General features: G+C 64.2%; 16 protein-coding genes. 13 read left to right on the forward strand and 3 right to left on the reverse strand.

The features are described 5' to 3' along the window. The first annotated feature begins 10 nt into the window (after positions 1-10). The 11 genes from ACIBI6_RS03650 (at position 11) to ACIBI6_RS03700 (ending at position 11,842) form a co-directional block, all read left to right on the forward strand. Positions 11-898: an ABC transporter permease gene (locus ACIBI6_RS03650; RefSeq protein ID WP_364359499.1), complete on the forward strand. Its 888-nt coding sequence runs from the start codon at positions 11-13 to the stop codon at positions 896-898. Continuing rightward, positions 895-2,061, forward strand: coding sequence for an MCE family protein (locus ACIBI6_RS03655; RefSeq protein ID WP_364359502.1), 1,167 nt, complete (start codon positions 895-897; stop codon positions 2,059-2,061). The genes ACIBI6_RS03650 and ACIBI6_RS03655 overlap by 4 nt, the downstream gene beginning before the upstream one ends. Then, entirely contained in the window at positions 2,058-3,077 is a 1,020-nt protein-coding gene (locus tag ACIBI6_RS03660; RefSeq protein WP_396955182.1) for an MCE family protein, read from the forward strand. The genes ACIBI6_RS03655 and ACIBI6_RS03660 overlap by 4 nt, the downstream gene beginning before the upstream one ends. Positions 3,078-3,117: 40 nt before the next feature. After that, positions 3,118-4,074, forward strand: coding sequence for an MCE family protein (locus tag ACIBI6_RS03665; RefSeq protein WP_396955264.1), 957 nt, complete (start codon positions 3,118-3,120; stop codon positions 4,072-4,074). After that, complete coding sequence (locus tag ACIBI6_RS03670; protein WP_396955183.1) at positions 4,074-5,261, forward strand: MCE family protein; 1,188 nt, start codon at positions 4,074-4,076, stop codon at positions 5,259-5,261. The genes ACIBI6_RS03665 and ACIBI6_RS03670 overlap by 1 nt, the downstream gene beginning before the upstream one ends. Then, positions 5,261-6,388, forward strand: coding sequence for an MCE family protein (locus ACIBI6_RS03675; RefSeq protein ID WP_396955184.1), 1,128 nt, complete (start codon positions 5,261-5,263; stop codon positions 6,386-6,388). The genes ACIBI6_RS03670 and ACIBI6_RS03675 overlap by 1 nt, the downstream gene beginning before the upstream one ends. Next, complete coding sequence (locus tag ACIBI6_RS03680) at positions 6,385-7,836, forward strand: MCE family protein (protein WP_396955185.1); 1,452 nt, start codon at positions 6,385-6,387, stop codon at positions 7,834-7,836. The genes ACIBI6_RS03675 and ACIBI6_RS03680 overlap by 4 nt, the downstream gene beginning before the upstream one ends. Then, entirely contained in the window at positions 7,812-8,375 is a 564-nt protein-coding gene (locus tag ACIBI6_RS03685; protein ID WP_396955186.1) for a hypothetical protein, read from the forward strand. The genes ACIBI6_RS03680 and ACIBI6_RS03685 overlap by 25 nt, the downstream gene beginning before the upstream one ends. Beyond that, on the forward strand, positions 8,372-9,004 hold the full coding sequence (locus ACIBI6_RS03690; RefSeq protein ID WP_364359520.1) for a hypothetical protein: 633 nt from the start codon (positions 8,372-8,374) through the stop codon (positions 9,002-9,004). The genes ACIBI6_RS03685 and ACIBI6_RS03690 overlap by 4 nt, the downstream gene beginning before the upstream one ends. Before the next feature lie 19 nt (positions 9,005-9,023). Further along, the gene (locus ACIBI6_RS03695) at positions 9,024-10,508 is read left to right on the forward strand and encodes a long-chain fatty acid--CoA ligase (RefSeq protein ID WP_396955265.1); all 1,485 of its coding nucleotides are present in this window, start codon (positions 9,024-9,026) and stop codon (positions 10,506-10,508) included. Positions 10,509-10,615: 107 nt separating this feature from the next. After that, entirely contained in the window at positions 10,616-11,842 is a 1,227-nt protein-coding gene (locus tag ACIBI6_RS03700; protein ID WP_396955187.1) for a PucR family transcriptional regulator, read from the forward strand. A gap of 203 nt (positions 11,843-12,045) precedes the next feature. On the opposite strand, the gene ACIBI6_RS03705 is transcribed toward ACIBI6_RS03700, so the two are convergent. From ACIBI6_RS03705 to ACIBI6_RS03715, 3 genes are all read right to left on the reverse strand, one after another. Beyond that, on the reverse strand, positions 12,046-13,452 hold the full coding sequence (locus ACIBI6_RS03705) for a wax ester/triacylglycerol synthase family O-acyltransferase (protein ID WP_396955188.1): 1,407 nt from the start codon (positions 13,450-13,452) through the stop codon (positions 12,046-12,048). Between the two features lie 5 nt (positions 13,453-13,457). Next, positions 13,458-14,426 carry a short-chain dehydrogenase/reductase gene (locus ACIBI6_RS03710; protein WP_396955189.1) on the reverse strand — a complete coding sequence of 323 codons (969 nt, stop codon included), beginning with the start codon at positions 14,424-14,426 and terminating at the stop codon, positions 13,458-13,460. Between the two features lie 625 nt (positions 14,427-15,051). Beyond that, positions 15,052-15,483, reverse strand: coding sequence for a hypothetical protein (locus ACIBI6_RS03715; RefSeq protein WP_396955190.1), 432 nt, complete (start codon positions 15,481-15,483; stop codon positions 15,052-15,054). A gap of 499 nt (positions 15,484-15,982) precedes the next feature. Between ACIBI6_RS03715 and ACIBI6_RS03720 the strand changes: the two genes are divergently transcribed. Together ACIBI6_RS03720 and ACIBI6_RS03725 are read left to right on the forward strand one after the other, a co-directional pair. Next, positions 15,983-16,408: a hypothetical protein gene (locus tag ACIBI6_RS03720; RefSeq protein WP_396955191.1), complete on the forward strand. Its 426-nt coding sequence runs from the start codon at positions 15,983-15,985 to the stop codon at positions 16,406-16,408. A 133-nt stretch (positions 16,409-16,541) separates the two neighbouring features. Beyond that, the gene (locus ACIBI6_RS03725; RefSeq protein ID WP_396955266.1) at positions 16,542-18,284 is read left to right on the forward strand and encodes an acyl-CoA dehydrogenase; all 1,743 of its coding nucleotides are present in this window, start codon (positions 16,542-16,544) and stop codon (positions 18,282-18,284) included. Positions 18,285-18,400 lie beyond the last annotated feature (116 nt).

Here is an 18,400-nt window from a genome sequence, read left to right on the forward strand (position 1 = left end):
ACGGACCGATATGACCATCACCAGCCAACAGCCGTCCGCGGCCGAGCTGCTACGACGGAAGTCGTGGGGGCGCAGCGTAACCGCCGCCGCTGCGCGCCCCGGCGACGCCGTCGGCGGCCTCGGCCACCAACTGTCGTTTCACTTGCACGGAATCGGTTGGATTCCACGCACACTGCGCCGCTATCGCGGTGAGGTGGTCCGCTTGATCGCCGAGGTCAGTCTGGGATCCGGTGCGCTCGCGGTGATCGGCGGCACCGTTGTTGTCATCGGATTCCTCACCGCCGCCGCCGGTTACGAGGTCGGCCAGCAGGGAGCCACCTCGCTCGGGCGCGTCGGCGTCGAAGCGATGTCCGGATTCATTTCCGCATTCTTCAATACGCGTGAGGCCATTCCGGTGGTGGCCGGTGTCGCGTTGACCGCGACCGTGGGCGCTGGGTTCACCGCGCAGTTGGGTGCGATGCGGGTGAGCGAGGAGATCGACGCACTCGAGGTGATGTCGATTCCCTCGGTTCCGTATCTGGTGACGACCCGCATCCTGGCCGGGCTGCTCGCGATTATCCCGCTCTATGGCATCGCGCTGTTCATGGGCTACGCCTCGACCCAATTTGTCAGCATCGTGCTGTCCGGACAGTCACCGGGCACCTACGACCACTACTTCAATCTCTTCCTCGTGCCGACCGACGTGCTGTGGTCGCTGTTGAAAGTCATCGTGTTCTCGGTGGTCATCATGTCGGTGCACTGCTATCACGGCTATCACGCCGCGGGCGGCCCCGCGGGTGTCGGGGTGGCGGTGGGCCGGGCGGTGCGCACCTCGTTGATCGCGATCATGATCATCGACCTGATCATCGGAGTCGCCGTCTACGGCGGCGTCCACTCGACCGTTCGGGTGTCCGGATGACCCTGGAAGTCTCCCGGCGCCGCGCCCTGCTGCTCGGCATCAGCGCCATCGCCGCCTTCGTACTTGCCTGGACCGGCGCAATCGCCTCCTGCAGTGGCGAATTCGTCGCCAGCACTCGCGTCTACCTGCTCGCCGACCGGGCCGGGCTGCTGATGGGGCCCGGATCCGATGTGAAGGTGCGCGGCGTGGTCATCGGGCGGGTCAGCGCCGTCGAAGTCGACAACGATCGGGCGAAGCTGACCTTGGACCTGAATCCCGGCCAGGCGCGGCGGATTCCGGCGAACGTCGGCGCCGAGATCGCCCCGACCACCCTGTTCGGGCGCAAATTCGTCACCCTGGTCTGGCCGGATCAACCGGCGGCGACGACACTCGGTGCGGGCTCGACGATCGATGGGTCGAAGGTCAGCGTCGAAGTGAACGACGTGTTCGACACACTGCTCGCCCTACTGAAAACCGTTGAGCCGCAAAAGGTTAACGCGACACTGGCCGCGCTCGGCACCGCCCTGGACGGGCACGGCGCGCGGTTCGGCGACCTACTGGTGTCCACCGATCGCTACCTCGGGCAGTTCAACGAGGCGATACCGACATTGCGGCGCGACGTGCCACTGCTGGCCGACAATCTCGACACCTTGGCAGCGGTCACACCGGATGTCATGGCCACGCTGAAGAATCTGTCGACGACCAGCACCACCCTCGTCGAGAAGCAGGCGAGCCTGAGCGCCTTCCTGCTCTCGTTCACCCAATTCGGCAATACCGGAGCCGCATTCACGAGCGCTTCGTCCGCGCCGTTGATCGGTGCCGCCGACGCACTGGAACCGACCACCGGGGTGCTCGCGGAACAGTCTCCGTCGTTCACCTGCTTGCTGTCGGCTCTCGATCACGATCGCGGGTTCCTCGAGAACGCGCTCGGCGGTGGGCGGCCCGGTTTGAACATCCTGAGCAGCCTCTTGCTGGGTGACGCGCCCTACCGCTATGACAAGGATCTGCCCGTGAACGGTGCCAACGGCGCTCCCTCCTGTTATGGATACCCCTACACGAAGGAGAGCCCAGCTGCGGGCCATATCGACTTCGACACCGGCACAACGGTATACGGGCCGATTCGCGGTCCGGAGGATCTGCTGGGTAACCCGTTCGCCGCACTGATATATGGACTGACACGATGATCGCCCGCCACGCCGGACTCAAGCTGATTATCTTCCTGGTGATCACTACGGTCATCTCGGCCATGCTCGTCGTGGTCGTCGGCGAATTGCGTTTCGTGCCGACCCACACCTACCGTGCGCTGTTCACCTCGGCCTCGGGCATGAAATCCGGCGATGACGTCAAGCTCGCCGGAGTGCCGGTCGGCAAGGTGAAATCCGTCGAATTCGCTCACGATCGGCTCGTGCAGGTGGCCTTCACCGTCGACCGGGACATCGAAGTCCATATCAGTTCGCGTGCCGCGATCAGATACAAGAATCTGGTCGGCGATCGCTACCTGGAGTTGACCGTCGAACCCGACGGTTCAGGCGTGCGTTCCGAGCAGGATCCCATTCCCGTTACCCAGACTGCTCCGGCGCTCGACATCGACAGTCTCGTCAATGGTTTCAAGCCGCTCCTACAGGGATTGGACCCGGACCAGGCCAACAGGCTGTCGGGATCGTTGATCGCGGTGCTCAACGGCCAGGAGCAGAATATCGCCGCGTTCGTGGAGCAGATCGGCTCACTGGCCAATACGCTGGCCGATCGCGACCAGGTCATCGGATCGACGATCGACAATCTCGGCGCGGCGCTTGCGGTAATCGATCAGCGCGGCAAGCAATTCGACACACTGGTCGTCGACTTGCAACAGGTCGTCAGCGGTCTCAACGCGGATCGGGACACCATAACCGCAGGTCTGACCGGCATCGACTCGGGCACCGCCGAAATCGCCGGACTACTGCGCGACGACCGCCCCGCCATCGCCGGTGACGTCGCACAGCTGCAACAGCTGGCGGGCAACCTCGATGCCAATTCCGACTCGCTGTCGCTGTTGCTCGCGAAGCTGCCCATCACCTATCGCCTGGCGGGGCGGGCCAGCAGTTACGGCAGTTTCGTCAATTTCTTTCTCTGTGGTCTCACGATCCGGTACCCGGCGATCGGTGGCTCCGGCTACCAGGACTCGCCGACGTTCACCGTCCCGGCCGAAAGGTGCAAGTGACGCCGCAATGAAACCCTTCTCCGAACGTAACCCCGTACGAATGGGCTTGGTGGGCACTGGCATTGCCGTTGCCCTGCTCGTCGGCGCGTTCAATTACCAGCGCATCCCCGGGCTGCCGGGACATCAGACGATGGTGGCCGAGTTCGCCGATGCCGGCGGCCTGAACGCCGGTGACGCCGTGCAGATTTCGGGCATCAAGGTAGGTACGGTCGACCGCATCACGCTGGGCGGCGACCACGTCGATATCGCCCTGCGCGTGGACACCCATGATCAGCGTCTGGGTACTCGCACGACCGCCGCGATCAAGGTCGAAACGGCGCTCGGCCGCCGCTATGTCGAGTTGCGGCCGGACGGCGACGGCACCATCGGTGATCGAATTCCGTTGGACCACACAACCTCCGGCTACGACCTCACCGAATCGCTGAATCAGCTCACGTCGAAGTTGGCCGACACCGACAAGGCCCAGCTGGCCGATGCCGTGGACAGTGTCTCGAAGGTGCTCGCCGCGTTGCCCGCGAACCTGCGCCCCGCACTGGACGGGGTGTCGCGGCTATCGCAAACGATCGCGTCCCGCGACGGCGCATTGCGCGATCTCCTCGACCACACCGGCAGCGTGACCGGGATTCTCGCCCAACGCAATCAGAACCTCACGACTCTGGTCACCGATGGCGGTTCACTGTTCGCGGCACTCAACGACCGTGCCGCCACGATCCGCGCACTGCTGGTCGATGTTCGCGATGTCAGCACCGAACTGCATGGGCTGGCTCAGGACAACAAGCAGGCACTCGCGCCCATGCTGGCCAACCTCGATCGAGTCCTTGCGCTGCTGAACTCCAACTACGACAACATCAACTCCGCGATCTCCGGTTTGCGGCCGTACGTGACCCAAATGGGTGAGGTCGTCGGCAGCGGACCGTTCTTCGGTGTGCTCCTGCACAACATCACGCCCGCGAACCTCAATGGACAGCAGCCCGGCAGCCCGGGAGGAGGCCGATGATGACCACACTGCGCGCGGGCTGGTCCCGCATCCTCACGCCCGGACGGATTCTCGCCGCGCTGCTCGTCGCGGCGCTGATCAGTACCGGTGTCACCTTCGGGCTCACTCGGAACGCGACCGTCCGCGTCACCGCGTACTTCGGCAACTCGGCCGGTCTGTATACCGGAGACCGCGTCACGCTGCGCGGTGTGCCGATCGGCGCGGTCGACGACATCACGCCCGCGGGTGATCGCGTCCGTGTCACCCTGCATTTCGACTCGGCACACCCGGTGAGCGCCGACACCCACGCCGTGATCGTGGCCCCCACCCTGGTATCGGGCCGCTACATCCAGCTCATTCCGAAACGCGGTTCGGAGCCCGAACTTCAAGACGGCGCGGTGATTCCACTCGAACGCACCGCCGTCCCGGTACCGTTCGACGAGATCAAGAAGCAGGTCACCGACCTGGCCACCCAGCTCGGACCGGAATCCGGCGACCCGATCGGCCCGCTGGCCCGATTCACCGACGCCACCGCGAGCGCGCTACGAGGCAATGGCGCAACGCTGAACGACACACTGGTCAACCTGTCCAAGGCGATGCAAACGCTCGCCGATGGCGGCCCCGACCTGTTCGCTACCGTGCGGAACCTGCAAACCGTGATCTCGGCGCTCGCCGCGAACGACGGACAGGTCCGTACTTTCGTCGACCAGCTGGCCGGAGTGTCGAATCTGTTGAACGACAACCGGACTCAACTCAACGCGGCGCTGCACGCGGTTCAGGCGATGCTGCCCGAGATCCGTACCCTCGTCGCCGAGAATCGCGACGCACTGAAATCCGATGTCACCTCACTGACCCGGATCACCTCGCTGCTGATCGACCGTGAGGACGACCTCGCCCAGATCCTCCATGCCGCGCCGACCACCATCGACGACCTCTACAACATCTACGACCCGTCCTCGAAATCGGCCACCGCCAACGCCAATATCCCGGACTTCCCGGATCCGATGTCGCTGATCTGCGCGCTGCTCACCACAGTCGACGCCCCACCGGCCGAATGTTCGCGCGCCAGTGCGCAATTCGGTGATCTCTTCGGCGCCGCCGTACGCGCCGCCACGGGCGCGGGCTCATCACCCGTCCCCACCCCCGGCCCGTCCGCGCAGCCGGTCATCCCCGGACTGTCCGATCTCCTAGTCCCCGGAGCCCGCTGATGAAAGCTTCTGCACGACTGAGCGCCGGTGGAGTGCTGCTGATCGCGGCACTGCTGACCGCCGGCTGCCGTTTCGACGGCGCCAATTCGATCCCGTTGCCGGGCAATACGATTCATCACGGCTCATACACCATTCAAGTTCAACTGCGCGATACCCAGAACCTGATCGCCAATTCCTTCGTCAAGGCCGACGACGTCACCGTCGGCACCATCACCGCGATCACCGTCCGTGACTACCACGCCGAGATCACCCTCGAGATCGACAAGAGCGTTCGGCTACCCGCGAACACCACCGCCCGGCTGGCGCAGACCAGTGTGCTCGGCGCCCAATACCTCGAGCTGATCTCGCCGTCGCAGAGTAAGTCGGACCGGTTGCTGCGTGACGGCGACGTGATTCCGCTGGCGGCGACCTCGGAGTACCCGGCGACCGAGAACGTACTCGCGGCCCTGTCGCTGGTGCTCAATGGCAGTGGGCTGGAACAGATCCGGACCATCCTGGCCGAACTGAACCAGGCATTCGGCGGCCGGGAGGAGGCGATCAACCGATCCTTCGAACGGCTCGCGACCTTCGCCAACGGGCTGGACACTCAGCGCGACAATATCGTGCGCGCCATCGACAGCCTCGACGCGCTGGCGAAAGAGCTTGCCGCGCAGACGGACACACTCGGCACCGGCATCGAGCAGATCCAACCGGCGTTGGCCGTGCTCGACGAGCAGAAGGCACAGCTCACGACCATGCTCGACAGTACCGGGAAATTCGGCGCGCAAGCCGCGGCGGTGCTGCACGACAGCCGCGACAACCTCAGCGCCGACCTGCACAACTTGCAGCCCACACTGACCCAGCTCGCCGCTGCCGGTTCCGATCTCAGCGGGGCACTGCTGCTCGCCCTCAGCTTCCCGTTCCCGGTCACGGTGGCCGAGCGGGCCATCAAGGGCGACTACCTCAACCTGTTCCTCACCCTCGACCTCACCGTTGAAGGCATCCAGAACAAGGTCCTCGGCAGTATTCCGTTCAACCGCCTGGTCCCCATGTCCAATCGCGCCGTGAATCCGCTCATCGCACCGACCCTGCCGGCGTCTGCCGATGGGATGGCGCCGGCAGCCGACCCGAATGGGGGACCGCGATGAAGACCCGTCTCGTCAAGGGCCAGCTCATGGCTTTCACGCTGCTCGCCGTGGTGAGTCTGCTCTACGGCCTGGTCAACTACGTGGGCATCCAGCGGCTCACCGGACTCGGAACATACACGGTGACAGCGGATTTCGAGAACGGGAGCGGGGTGTACGAATCCGGTGCGGTCACCTATCGCGGGGTGGAGGTCGGCCGCGTCGCCGGAATAGATCTCGAGGGCGATCTCGTGCGTGTGCGCATGCAACTGCGCAACGACTACCGAATCCCGGCCTCGGCGGGAGCAGCCATCAAGAGCATGTCGGCGATCGGTGAACAGTATGTGGATCTGATTCCTTCCGACGACAAAGGCCCTTACCTCCGGGACGGCAGCGCCATCCCGCGGTCGAAGACCAGTGTGCCGATACCCACCGCGCGAGTGCTCGACCAAACACAGACGCTGCTGAAGAGCGTATCCACCGACTCGCTGCGAACCGCGATAGACGAAACCTTCCAGGCCGTCAACGGCACCGGCCCCGCCCTGGCGACACTGATCGACTCTTCCGCCGATCTGCTCGCCCTCGCGCAAGCCGATATCGATCCCACCCTCACCCTGCTGTCCGACGCCGAGCCGCTGCTGCGCACCGGAACCTCGGTCCGGACCGAAATCCATTCCGTGACTCGGGATTTGGCCGGGTTCACCGAGCAGTTGGCGCAGAGCGACGAGCAAGTGCGGGAGGTACTGGAGCAAGGCCCCGCCACCGCCGATACCATCTCCGGTACGCTCGCCGACCTCACGACGCCGCTCCCGGTGCTGCTGGCCGACCTGCAAACCTTGGGACAGGTGCTGCGGGTCGATATCGCGGGTGTTCGGCAGATCCTCGTCGTATATCCGGCACTGGCAACCGCGTTGAACTCCAGCTTCGTCGGCGGTGGGTTCCAGACGAACGGCGACACCATGGGCGCGCAGATCCCACTGGACGTCAAACTGGGAAACACCGAGAACTCGCCACCGTGCACGGAGGGCTACCAGGGCACCGTCCGCCGCGACCCCTCGGATACAGGTCCCGCCGAGGTGTCCGCCAACAACTATTGCCGCATTTCCCCCGATAACCCGAAGGTGGTCCGCGGCGCCCGAAACCTTCCATGCGCCAGCGATCCCACGGTCCGTACCGCCGAGGTGGCGAATTGCCCAGGCGGACTGCCCTCGACCTGGCCGGGGATGCTCGCCCATCCCGGTGATCCCGCACCGGGCGCGGCTCCGCAACTCTCCGATCCCGGCAAAGCCGCGCCGGCCGTTCCCGCCCCGATGCCACCCCCTTCCACCCCGGCGGCGATCACCACCCCGTATGCGGAATACGACGGGACTTTCCGTGGACCGGACGGGATCACCTATGTCCTTGGGCAATCGGCCCAATCGGTCACCCAAGCAAAGGAGTACCAGGGATGGCAATCACTGCTGATCAAGTAGACGTGGCCGAGGTCGCGTCCGACTCCGGAGTGGGGGAACCGCGGTCACGTCCGGGTCCGTCATGGCGGGTATGGGCTATCGCCGTTCTCGCCGCGGCCGTGGTGGCGTTGGGCGGTGTCAGCATGCAGCTGTGGCTCGATGTCCGGCACAACCAACAGGACGACAGCCGCGACCATGCCGTACTCGACACTGCCCGCCGCATTGCCGTCCAGTTGATCACGCTCGATCATGCCTCGGCAGAAAAGAATCTCGGGGCGATCGCCGCCGATTCGACCGGATCGTTCCGTGACCAATGGGACAAGATCTCCGGCAATTTCGTCACGGTGCTGCGCAACGGCAACGTCGAATCCACCGGGGAGGTCAAGGAAGCCGGGATCGTCGCGATCAATGACAGCCAGGCCACCGCGCTGACAGCGGTTACTTCCACGGTTAAGAACACCGAAGCCCCCGAGGGACAGCAGCGGGTCTACCGCATGAAGATGACTCTCGACCACACCGGCGGCCGATGGCTCGTCTCGAACGTGGAGTTCGTCGCATGACCGCCGGCGCCACCGACAACGCGGTCGATGTCGATGTAGAAGAACTCGACCTGGAAGAACTCGACAATGCCGAGTCCTCGGCACAGGCGGGCGGGTCGCGACAGCGCCTCCCACAACGCTGGTTCCGGCGCCTGTCGACGATGAACAAGCGGACGACGATCACCACCTTTGTCGTACTGGTGCTGCTGCTGGGCGCGGCGACCACCACGACGGTTGTCTTCGGACGCAGCGTTTCGCAGCACAAAGCGACAACGGCCGCCGCGCAGTCCGCTCAGGAATCGGCGCGATCGAAGATCTCCACCGTGCTGTCGTACAACTTCAATACGATCGACACCGAATTCCCTAGGGGCACAGACAATCTGACCGGCAAGTTCCGGAGTGATTTCGCCGAACTCAGTTCGAAGGTGATCATCCCCATCGCCCACCGAGATTCGATCATCACCACGGCGAAGGTTGTCGAATCGTCGATCGTCACTGCGGCCGCCGACAAAGTCACAGTGCTGCTATTTCTCAACCAAGAGACCTCGAGCACCAAATACCAAGGACCTCGCCTGGATGGCAGCCGAATTCGAGTCGGCATGACCAAGGTCGACGGCCAATGGCTGATCTCCGACATCACGCCCGTCTGATATCCGAAGAAGGAAATAGCTGATGAACCTTGCTGAAAATCTCGTGATCACCGCGCGCAACCACTCGGCTCAAATCGCGATTCGACTCGATGAAGTAGCCATCTCGTACACGCAACTGGAAGCGCTCAGTCAGCGGGTCTCCGGGATACTGGCCGAATACGATGTCGCGGTGGGGGATCGGGTCGCGATCATGCTCCCGAACGTCCCGCAGTTCGCCGCTCTCTACTACGGCATCCTGCGCTCCGGGGCAATCGTCGTGCCGATGAACCCATTGCTCAAAGAGCGTGAAGTCGCCTATTACTTGCGCGATTCCGGTGCCAAGTTCATTTTTGTCTGGCAGGGCTTCGACGCCGAAGCCTCCGCAGGTGCCGAGTGGACGGGCGCTAGCGTGATCACGGTTGATCCGATTGCGTTTCTCGATCGGGTGATGGCCACCGAGCCGCGCGACATCATGGTCGATCGCCAACCCGATGACACCGCGGTAATCCTGTACACCTCGGGCACCACCGGTCAGCCGAAGGGAGCGGAGCTGACTCACTCCAATCTCGCGGGCAATGTAGACGTGTGCGCCGAGACACTGATTCACGCGCGTTCCGAGGACGTGATTTTCGGTGGGCTACCGCTGTTCCACGTGTTCGGGCAGACATGTGGGTTGAACGTCGCTGTGCGGGTGGGCGCGACGCTGACACTGCTGCCGAGGTTCGACCCGGCCAAAGTTCTGGAAATTCTGGTCCGGGATGGGGTGACGATCTTCGGGGGAGTGCCGACGATGTACTCGGCGTTGCTGAACCAACCGGGCGCGGCCGAGGCCGATCTCGGCGCGCTGCGCGTCTGTGTCAGCGGCGGATCCGCACTGCCGGTTGAGGTTTTGCACGCATTCGAGAAGCAGTTCGGTTGTGTTCTGCTCGAAGGATACGGGCTGTCGGAGACTTCGCCCGCCGCTTGTTTCGCTCACCCCGACAGGACCCGTGTCCCCGGTTCCATCGGAACTCCGGTCCGAGGTGTCGAGTTGAAGGTGGTCGACAACGATGGCCGCGCCGTAGCAGACGGTGCCATCGGTGAGATCGTGATCCGTGGCGACAACATCATGAAGGGTTATTGGAACAAGCCCGAGGAGACAGCCGAGACCATCATCGACGGCTGGTTCCACACCGGCGATCTCGGTCGAGTAGACGAGAACGGCAACTACTTCATCGTCGACCGCAAGAAGGACATGATCATTCGCGGCGGCTACAACGTGTATCCACGTGAAATCGAAGAGGTGCTCTACGAGCACCCCGATATCGCCGAGGCGGCGGTGCTCGGTGTGGTCCATGGCGAACTCGGCGAGGAAGTCGGTGCGGCCGTCGCCCTCAAACCCGGTGCCACTGTTACCGCTGAAGAATTGCGCGACTTCGTCAAGGAGCGCGTTGCCGCATACAAATACCCGCGCCAGGTCCACATCGTAGACACACTTCCGAAGGGTCCGACCGGGAAAATCCTCAAGCGCGAAATCACCCTCTGAAAGGAAAGATATGCCGCCGGCCGTCGTCATCGCCTACCAGTCGGCCGAGCGCTGATCAGTTGATGCAAAACGGATCGCTGGACCTAGAGGCACTGACCGCAACTTGCGTGGCAGCGGTCGGCGAGGAGCTCAGCCACGGCCGTGGAACCTTGGTTCGCAAGCTCTACCAACGGCTTTCGCGCGAGATCATGGAATTGCGCGGCGATGCGGGTCTCGACAAACTGTTGATCGCGAGCATCGAGGGCAACGTCGAAACCGTGCTGCCTTTTCTTCAGTACGGTGCCGACATCGGCGCGGCGGAGGCCCCGCCCGCAGCCACCGAGTACGCCCGTCGTCTTGCCCAGCACGGCATTCCGGTTCGGGCGCTCGTCCGTGCGTACCGGCTTGCCCAGGACACGGCTCTGCAGCATGCCTTGGCAATCGTCGAGACCAAGGTCAGTGACCCGCAACTGGTTGCCGCCGTCGCCCGCCGGCTCGCCACGGCGAACTTCGCCTACATCGACAGCGTGACCGAACAGGTTCTCGAAGCCTATGAAGAGGAACGCGATCGGTGGCTGCAGGACCGCAACGCGACGCGCGAGGCGCTCATCCTCCAATTGCTCGACTCCGAGCCCGATGACCTCGCCGGCGTCGAAACCACACTCCGCTACCGCTTGTCACACCGCAGACACCTATCCCTGATTGTCTGGTCCCCACTCGCCGAGCAGGCAGGCACGTATGTCGCCAACCTCGCCCGATTCACCAACGACCTCGCCGACGAGCTCGGCTGCGCCCAGCGCCCTTTGTTCCTGCCACGTGATCAAGGAACCGGCTGGGCCTGGCTACCTCTCGCACACACCCCGACCCGTGGGAATCTGATGGAAGCGGTGCAAAAGCTCGCGGCGGGAATCTCAGTCGCGGCGGGAGAAGCAGGCATTGGTATCTCCGCATTCCGCCGGAGCCATCAGCAGGCGCGTCAGGCATACAAGGTCATGCTCGCCGCGGCGGACGACGCGCCCATGGTGGCAACCTTCTCCGAGATCGGCGCCATCGCTCCGCTCTGCGACGATCTCCCAGCCACAAAGGCGTGGGTTGCAGAGACGCTGGGCCGGCTCGCGCTCGATGACCCATCGCACGCCCGTCTTCGGGAAACGTTGCGCGCATTCCTCCTGAGCGGAAGCAGCTATACCGCCACGGCCCAGCAACTCGCCCTCCACCGCAATTCGGTGCTCTACCGGGTTCGCCGAGCCGAGGAGGAAATCTGCCGCCGTATCGAATTACACCGGCTGGACATCGAAATCGCACTGCGGGCCTGCCACTGGCTCGGCAGATCCGTCCTGACCGAACTTGCTTGACAGCCGAGAGGTGCAGGCGGGTGCATAAATCGCGGAGCAGAGTTCGTGCGCCCAACCGAGCTGTACGCCGACGCCGGACATGGCGCCATCCTCCAGAATCGCGAAGTGTTGGTCACCGTGGCCCTGAAATTCCTCGGGCAATAGGCCCTCCCAGTAGAGGACGCTGCCCGATCTGTGGCCGGGCAGCGTCCCGTCTCAACGGACTACTTCGCTTCCTGGAGTTCCGGCACGACGAGTCCGAGCATGGCCTCAATTTCATCCAACGCCTCGCCTGTGTAGACCGCGAGTCTTTGCATGTGCGGTAGCCGATCTCGGCAGCCGACGAACCCGACGTTGAACCGCCCGGCACTGGAGAGCACGGTGATGTTGAGCGCCTGTCCGTGCGCCAGCAACGAAATCGGATAGGTCTCCTGCACCCGTGCACCGCACAGATACAGCGGTTCCAGCGGACCTGGGACATTGGACATCACCAGATTGAAGGGGGGCCGGGAGCGGCCCGCAATTCCGATGATGTTCTGCAGGATGAAGGGGCCGTTCGTCAACACTCCGTAGTAATCGCCGACCACCTGCGGCAGATCATAGAACTTCTGCTTGGCGAGCGTGGTCGACCGGCTGACCAGTTTGATCCGGTCGATCGGGTCGGCAATATCGGTGAACAGTTTCGCAATGACCATAGCGACCGCGTTACCGCGACCGTCCCCCGCGCGACGAACCGAGACCGGCGTTCCGGCCACGAGGCTCTCCTGCGGCATCTCATGGAATTCGCTGAGATAACGACGCAGAGCGCCGGCGCAGATTCCGATGAACACATCGTTGACCGTTACCCCAAGGGCTGTCGCCACCCGCTTGACCCGCTCGAGCGGGTAGGACTGGGTGGCAAATCGTCGCTCTCGGCAGATGCGTCCGTTGAGGACCTCCATTGTCGGTGCGCAAAACGGCACCGCGACAGCCGGATCGCTGGGGCGGACAGCATCCTCGACGAGCCTGCCGACCGCGACTGCGAGTCCGCCAGCCAGATGGAACCACCCCCGAACGCGCGACGGCAGCCCTGTCGTCGCTCGGATCCGCTCAGTCTTCTCCTGTTCGGTCTGCCACACCGCGTGCAGCCGACTACTTTCCGGGTCGACATCGAACATCTTGGCAATGCGCCGAGTTCCGTTGACACCGTCCGTCACTGCGTGGTGGACCTTGACGTAGAGGGCGAACCGGCCCTCGGACAGGCCTTCGATGAGGTGGCATTCCCAGAGTGGTCTGCTGCGGTCCAGTGGCAGGGAATGCAATCGGGATACAAGCACACCGAGTTCGCGTTGGCCACCGGGGCTTGGCAGGGCCGAATGCTGGAAGTGGTAGTCGAGGTCGACCTCGTCGTCGGGTAGAACGTCCCATGCGGGACGGATCTTTCGCAGCGGTGAACGCGCGAGTCGGTAATTGAATGGTGCCGTGAACGTTGTGGCCTCCCGGAGCTGGGCAACCAAGTCGCGGATGAATTCAGGGCCCGCGTTCTCCGGTCGGGACAAAGTGACCAATATGCCTACGTGGGCGGAGATCTCGCGTGAGTCCAGGGTCAGGAAGGCCGCGTCCAGGACGCCGAGTGGCTTGCGTTTGGGCATCGCGCTCACCGATTCCGTTCGTGGACAGACGCTTCGGCGCGACGGACCGTCGCTATCAGGTGGGTGAGCACCGCGTCGAGCGACGACAGCAGGCTACGCACACGCGCTGCGGGCAGCACCCAGCCGGGAGCACCGACCCGGCTGGAGCGTGCGGCGATGCCATTGACGACCGCGTGCGCGGCTTGTCCGGCACTGATCGGATTGGTGACGAATGCGGGCAGGGCTACGCGAATATCGTCGATCGGGTCCTTTGCCGATACATCCCGGGCAAGGTTCGTGTCAACGAAGCCGAGATACGCGACACCCGCGGTGGTCTGATGGGGCGCGAGTTCGACCCGAAGTGCATGGACGAGTTGTTCTACACCTGCGTTGCTCGCGGCATACGACGCGTCGAGAAATCCGTTGATGAATGAATACACCGACGCGATGACCACGATGTGGCCACGTCGTTCGATGACATAGGGGAGTGTTGCGCCCACGGTGCGCCACTGGCCGAGCAGATCGATATCCGCCGTCCGCTCGAATTCCGCCGGGTCGACGGTCAAGATGGAATCCGAGGGCGGCGCGATCCCGGCGTCGGCGATCACGACATCGATGCCGCCGAATCGTTCAGCAGTTGCCTTGGCGGACTGATGCAAGGCCTCGAAATCACTCACGTCGGCCTCGAGCGCCGCAGCGCGGTCTCCGAGTTGTTCGGCCAACTCCTGGACGGGGGCGAGTCGGCGGCCGACGAGACTGACGGACGCACCCCGCGAGTAGCACTCCCGTGCGAATTCAGCACCCAGACCATGAGCTGCGCCCGTGATGAAGACGACGCGACCGTTGAGCGGAAGTCGTTCGCCGGGGCCAACGCCCCTTCTGGCGCGGTGTGCGAGTGCGCCTCCGATCGCGCGGGCCGCGCCGCGAAGGAGGTCAGAAGCGTTGAAGTCGGCCGTGCCGGATTCGGCGGCGTGCCGGGGCTGAGTTGAAGTCAAGTCGGTCACTCCGTGTGTCTTTCGGTACCGGCGGCATGACAGCCGCCGGGACAGGGGAGATCGCGCTTCTCGGCGTGTGCCGGAAACGTCCGTGGCTGCGCCTTCAGCGCCGGAGGTGCAGAAAGTGTCGAGTGGCTGGATCAGACCTGCGGCCGTGCAGAGAATCTCGCCGAGGCGATGGACACTGACCGGGGTGTCGTTGCAATCATCAGACGACAGATGTCCGTGCGGGTCGCGAAGTGCATGAAGACGCTCCTTGAACGAGGGATATCCGCGTTGATGCGGCTCACCCTAAAGGCGTCGAAATGTCTCGGACAACGTTGCGACAGAATGAAAGCCGGGCCGCGATTCGTGCGGCGAGCACAAGTCTCTGACTGGGGCTGCGGTTCCGGGTCTCGGTCGAATCTGGTTGCGAAGGTATGTCTTTACTCGAGCTCGTTGAGGCGGCTGCGGATGCTTCGTCGACGTGTCAGCCTCGAAGTGCGGGCACGAGCAGGGCGAGGGTGTTCCGGATGCCTTGTTCGAGTACCGCATCGGCGAGCTGTTCGTCGGCCAGAGCGTGGGAAAAGTCCGGTGTGCCAACCATTGTGGCAAAACCACCGAGGACTCGCATGCAAGATCAGGCTCAGAGAGCTGCTTTGAACTCCCAGGTGGTGGCCGCGAATGCCGTGAACAACTTGGGAAGGCCTGTGCCCTTGCCCAGCACGCGGGCGTCACCGGCCCAGCCAGCTTGCGCCGAGGTGAGCGTGCCCATGGTCAACGCGATGAAGGTCGCGGACGAACAGTGGAGCCTGATCGGCGACTCCGACTGTGATTCCCCGGACGCCACCGACAGCGCAGACTCGCGAACGCTCATCGTGGAGACCTCGGGAGTGTGTACAACGCACTCGAGGTTCAGGCCCGACAGCAGATTCGGGGAGACCGCTCCCGTCATGCAGAGCGCGACCATGTCGGGTCGGGCAGTTTCCAGCTCGATTCCCTCTGACATCAGACCGAGTCCCCACAGACCGAAGCCGATGACGGGCGCCCGCAGCCCCTCACCGAACTCTGTCAACATGTAGGCACCGCTGGCCGTCTTCGCCACGATGCCGACCCCCTGGAGCCGACGGAGCGACTCGTCAGGCGGTTCGTCCGGCGGCCTGCAGCTTCGCACCGAGTTCGTTGAAGCGCTTGGGTCCGAGGAGCAACTCCCGAATGCGACAGCACCTTTCGGCAAGGTTCCCGCCGACCGCGAGCCAGGAAGCTGACCTCGCTCCCCGCGGCGGCGAGTCGAGCGGCGCGGTATCCGCACGGCGTCGCCGTGATCGGCGGTGCAGGTCAAAGGGTGCGTCGTGCCGGGCAGGCCCGCAACGATCAAAGTCGGACTGCACGCCGCTCTACTTGTGTGCGACATGCTGGGCCCTCGGTGTTGCCCGATTCATCGCCTCACTGACAGTAGCCCAAGCGCACTGGATGTGCTCGCAGCACATCGCGCAGGGCTGGGAAGGCCTTGTTGACCGACACTGGCCGTTTGTAGGTTGGCATCTCATCCCGAAGCGCGACCGAGGAGTTCGACGTTGACCACTGAGCGGGTGGCCCGCCGGGCGAAAGTCAGCCGGGTCACGGGCTACCGCCGCTTCTGGGACCGCCACGCTCTGGTGACCGCGAAGATGGCGCGCGAAGGCCGCCGCATTAGCGCGCGTGTCACGGAGTCCATGGCCAGTGCCCAGCCCCCCACCGAGCAGATCGTCGAGGCGTTCGCCAGTGCGATCCGCATCGCACGAACCGTCCTCTCCCGCACTCTGCTGGAGTCTGGCGAGTTGATCGCCGCAGGTCTGGCCGACGACGCGGCACTGCTGCGGCTGGGCAGCACGCTGGTCGCCGACGGTGTGCAAGGCGAAGGCCGACTGCACCGCGCGCCACAGATCCCGACCGGGCCGCGAGAGCGTAGTACGCCTGTTCGCCGCATGCGTACTCCTCCCCGCGCTACGCCATCGACCTGAACACCGACGAATCGACCAGCGACTGCCTGCGCCGCGCCCTGGCTCCGATGATCACCGGCCTACCCGCCCGACCCACCGTGACCGCACGCGATGTGCGGACAATCCAGGACTCGACAGAAAGGACACACTGATGATGTCAGCATGCGACGAGTTGTTGCTCAATCCGGTGAAGTACGCCCCGGAGCATTTCGATCCAGAGACGCGGCGGCTGCTGCGCGCGACGATCGACTGGTTCGAACACCGCGGCAAGCAGCGGCTGACCCAGGATTATCACGACAAGGTCTTCTTTGCCGATTTTCTGGAGTTCGTCGACAAGGAGAGCCTGTTCGCGACGTTCCTGACCCCCGCGCGGGACGGCGCCGGCGATCCGGACAAGCGGTGGGACACCGCGCGGGTAGCGGCCCTCTCGGAGATCCTGGGCTTCTACGGTTTCAACTACTGGTATCCGTGGCAGGTCACCGTGCTCGGGTTGGGCCCGGTGTGGCAGAGCGGCAACGACGCGGCCCGCGCCCGGGCGGCGCGCGCCCTTGCCGATGGCGGTGTCGCCGCGTTCGGCCTCTCCGAGAAGGAACATGGCGCCGACATCTACTCCACAGACATGGTCTTGACCCCCGACGGTGCCGGGGGGTACCGCGCAAGCGGGTCGAAGTACTACATCGGCAACGGTAACTGCGCCAGCATCGTGTCGGTGTTCGGGCGCCTGGCCGGAATCGAGGGCCCCGATCAATACGTGTTCTTCTACGCCGACTCCGGGCACCCGAACTTCCACGTGGACAAGAACATCGTCTCGGCGCAGATGTTCGTCGCCGAGTTCACCCTGCACGACTACCCGGTCACCGCGCAGGACATCCTGCACACCGGCCAGGATGCGTTCAACGCGGCGCTGAACACCGTTAACATCGGCAAGTTCAACCTGTGCTTCGGCGGTATCGGCACGGCGACCCACGCGCTGTACGAGACGATCACCCACGCGCACAACCGGATTCTGTACGGGCACCCCGTCACCGACTTCCCGCACGTACGCCGCCAGTTCGTCGACGCCTACGCCCGACTCATCGGGATGCGGCTGTTCGCCGACCGCGCGGTGGACTACTTCCGCACCGCGAACCCCGACGATCGCCGGTACCTGCTGTTCAACCCGATCACGAAGATGAAGGTGACCAGCGAGGCGCAGAAGGTGGTCGCGCTGCTATCAGAGATCGTGGCCGCCAAGGGTTTCGAGAAGGACCAGTATCTGCTGCTCGCGAAGATAGACGTTGACGGGCTGCCCAAGCTCGAGGGAACCGTCGCGGTGAACCTGGCGCTGATCGCGAAGTTCATGCCCGCCTACCTGTTCGACCCACAGCCCTACCCGCCAGTGCCCACCCGGCTCGATGCCGCCGACGACGAGTTCCTGTTTCGCCAGGGACCCGCTCGCGGACTGGCGACGGTCCGGTTCCACGACTGGCGCGCGGTATACGCCGCATCGGCCGCTATCCCGAACGTGGCCCGCTTCACTGCACAGGCCGAACACCTGGTCACTTTGCTCAGCGAGGCCGCCCCGAATGCCGCCCAGCAGGGCGATCTCGACTTCGGGCTCGCCCTGACCGAACTGTTCACGCTGGTCGTGTACGGGCAGCTGATCCTGGAACAAGCCGAGATCGTCGGCGTCGACGCCGACCTGGTGGACCAGATTTTCGACGTACTGGTCCGCGACTTCAACGCTGCGGCAGTCGGATTGCACGACAAACCCTCCACAACCGAGGCCCAGCAGCAGCTCATTCTGGCAGCAATCGGCAGACCCGTCGTTGACGCGGAGCGGTTCGACCTCATCTGGCAGCGTGTCGCCGCGCTGTCCGGCGCCTACGAGATGAACCAAGGACCCCACCATGGCTGAGCCCGCGTCTCGCGGCGACGCGCACCCAGCCGAAGGTTATGGCAGACGTCCGAGGAATGACCGGAACCGTGCGAACCAATTGGTCCCGACCGGCGCCTTCACCGCATTCCCTAGCC

The sequence above is a fragment of the Nocardia sp. NPDC050412 genome, from assembly GCF_044458825.1.
Lineage (GTDB): Bacteria > Actinomycetota > Actinomycetes > Mycobacteriales > Mycobacteriaceae > Nocardia.